At 47.6% G+C, this 2593-nt stretch carries 2 protein-coding genes and 1 pseudogene; 1 reads left to right on the forward strand and 2 read right to left on the reverse strand.

All coding sequences use genetic code 11. The features are described from left to right. Positions 1-80: 80 nt before the first annotated feature. Positions 81-380, reverse strand: coding sequence for a 30S ribosomal protein PSRP-3 (locus tag IQ257_RS29320; RefSeq protein WP_193882605.1), 300 nt, complete (start codon positions 378-380; stop codon positions 81-83). A 100-nt stretch (positions 381-480) separates the two neighbouring features. On the opposite strand from IQ257_RS29320, the gene IQ257_RS29325 reads away from it, so the two are divergent. Continuing rightward, the gene (locus tag IQ257_RS29325) at positions 481-1431 is read left to right on the forward strand and encodes a TIGR01548 family HAD-type hydrolase (protein ID WP_193882602.1); all 951 of its coding nucleotides are present in this window, start codon (positions 481-483) and stop codon (positions 1429-1431) included. A 361-nt stretch (positions 1432-1792) separates the two neighbouring features. On the opposite strand, the pseudogene IQ257_RS29330 reads toward IQ257_RS29325, so the two are convergent. After that, positions 1793-2593 (reverse strand): annotated as a pseudogene (locus tag IQ257_RS29330) (lipid-A-disaccharide synthase); the annotation flags it as partial.

Consider the following 2593-nt stretch of genomic DNA (forward strand, 5'->3'; position numbering starts at 1 on the left):
GGGCAGAAAACACAGCCTGTAGGGGAAGCTATTGCCGCAGATAGATGACAAAGGGCAAATGACCCATTTCCCTTATTGGATTAAGCACTGCCAGTGAACGTTAGTTCTGGGAATCTTGCCTGAGCTTCCGACATAGGACGGTTTCTGCCTTCCTCTTGCCAGTAGTTAATCACTTCAGTGGCTTGGTTGAGTATTTCAACCCGATCGGTTTCGCTAATCCAGTGTTTGGCTTCTAGCTCATTTTTAAGCTGATCCCAGGCATCGTTCCGGGGCCAGAAGAAGTAAGAAGTCAGGGGGCTAGTACCTTTGCCCACCACTTGATCGACCGCTAATGCCACGTTCTCATCTAGCCAGAGAATTTTGAGAATAAATTTAGCCAACTACACCTCCAAGGCTACACTAGGCTTTGTGAAATTAATGTACAATGATTAATTCTACTGCACGATTAAACCACCTGGCTCAGTCGTCGGAGTATTTACCTTGACTAGCTCAACCTCAAAACGCCTCACTCCCGACTCAACGGCTGTTGTTGTTTTCGATATTGATGGGGTGGTACGGGATGTAAGTGGCTCTTACCGAAGAGCGATCGCTGATACCGTAGAACATTTTACTGATGGCGCTTACCGACCTTCCCTAGCAGACATTGACCAACTCAAATCAGAAGGAGTCTGGAACAATGACTGGGAAGCGTCACGGGAGCTTGTTTACCGACATTTTGAGGGTCAGGTTCAGGGGCAATCTGAACTAAGCAGCGTTCGACTGAGCGTCTCCGCCCTGAGCACTTCGACCCTTCGACAAGCTCAGGGCATCGCAAGCTCAGTGTTCCACCTGTCGAAGGGTCACGCCGAAGTCAGCGCAATGCGTACGCCAACACCCCTCGACTACGATAGTTTAGTGACTTTTTTTAACTCCCGCTATCGGGGGTCAGATCCAGAAAATTGGACAGGGTATATCTGCAATGAACCGTTACTCTTGCAGGTTAGCTATCTGGAATGCTTGACCTCAGCGAATATCCTTTGGGGCTTTTTTAGTGGTGCCACGAGAGATGAGGCGCTCTATGCCCTCTCAAAACGCCTTAATCTTCAGACACCGATACTCGTAGCGATGGAAGATGCTCCAGGCAAACCTAACCCGACGGGTTTAATCGCAGCAGTTGAGCAACTCCAGAAACGGCATGATATTGAGGTTGAGTTGCCGACAATTTATGTAGGAGATACGGTGGCGGATATGTACACCGTTGAGAAAGCCAGAACTTTACACCCCGAACGCCATTGGGTTAGTGTTGGCATTCTGCCTCCCCACGTCCAAGAGACAGCAGAACGCCGCGAGGCTTATGAGAAGAATCTCAAACGAGCCGGTGCTGCTAGAGTTTTCAGTAATGTTCAGCAGTTAACACCAGAACAGATTTGGGAACTGCTGCAGGAACGATAAAACGTGACATCCTCTGTCGCTAATTTGTAAAAATATAGCGACAGCTTCCCAACTTCGCAGTCAGGCATTCCTACTTCCTCGGGAGTGCAACCACTTAACCGTCTGTAGGCAGCCACAGTGAGTCCCACGGCAGTTAACGCTTCATACAACACTCTGGTAGTGAAGACAATACTATAAAACTATGGGACGTGAGCTTTGACGATTTAATGGGGCGCAGTTGCGACAGGATACGCAATTATTTGCTGTATAATCCCAATGTGGAAGAGGAAGATAGGCACTTGTGCGATGGCATTGGTACGGAACAGTAAACTACGGAACGGGTAATAACGTTTTCTTTTAACTGCCAACAAATGCTGTAAACCTATTCAAGTTCCTCTTGCACCAACTTCGCTAACTTTTGCGCGGCACCCGCTTGACCCCGTACACTACGAAGGCGCGAGCGCATCTCTTCCAATTTCTCCGAATTCTCTAAATAATCAATAACCCGTTGCGCTATTTCTTGCGGCTGTAATTTACCCACCAATTCTGGTACAATTTCCTCTTTCGCCCAAATATTGGGCCACGCAAACAGACGCCCCTGTTTTAAAATTAATCCATTAATCAACTTGGCAAACCCCGACCCAACCCCTGGTAAACGTGCCAATAAACCCGGCAACCCATCCCAAGAACGCATGGCATCCAGTTGCTGAGTCGGCAGTAACACAATCATCGGGACTGCTAGAGAACCCAACTCAGCCGTATTCGCTCCTACTGTAGTCAAGCATAGACGGCATTGAGATAACAATTCATGGGCTGGAAATGTTGTATGGATTTCTATCTCTACACCAATAGGAGTTTTCAGAATAGGGAATGGGGGGTTTAGGGTATAATTATCAGAATTAGTAGTATCAGCTTCGGAAATAACTAGTTGAGCTTCACCCCACCCCAACTTCTGAATCAAGGGATTGTGCTGGGGGTCAGCAAAACGGGCTAGAGTAGGTAAATCCAAGGTTGGTGCAACTGGAATGATAAAGCGGGTTTGGGGTCTAGCGTTGTGGATATGTTGAGCGATCGCTAATCCTAACGGTACTCCTTGAATCAGTTTGGCAGGTTTAGACCCAGGCAGCAAGCCAATTAATTCTGGCAACGGATTTTGTAGCGGATGTAACAGATAATTTTTAGG

The sequence above is a fragment of the Coleofasciculus sp. LEGE 07092 genome, assembly GCF_015207375.1.
In the GTDB taxonomy this organism is placed as follows: domain Bacteria; phylum Cyanobacteriota; class Cyanobacteriia; order Cyanobacteriales; family Coleofasciculaceae; genus LEGE-07092.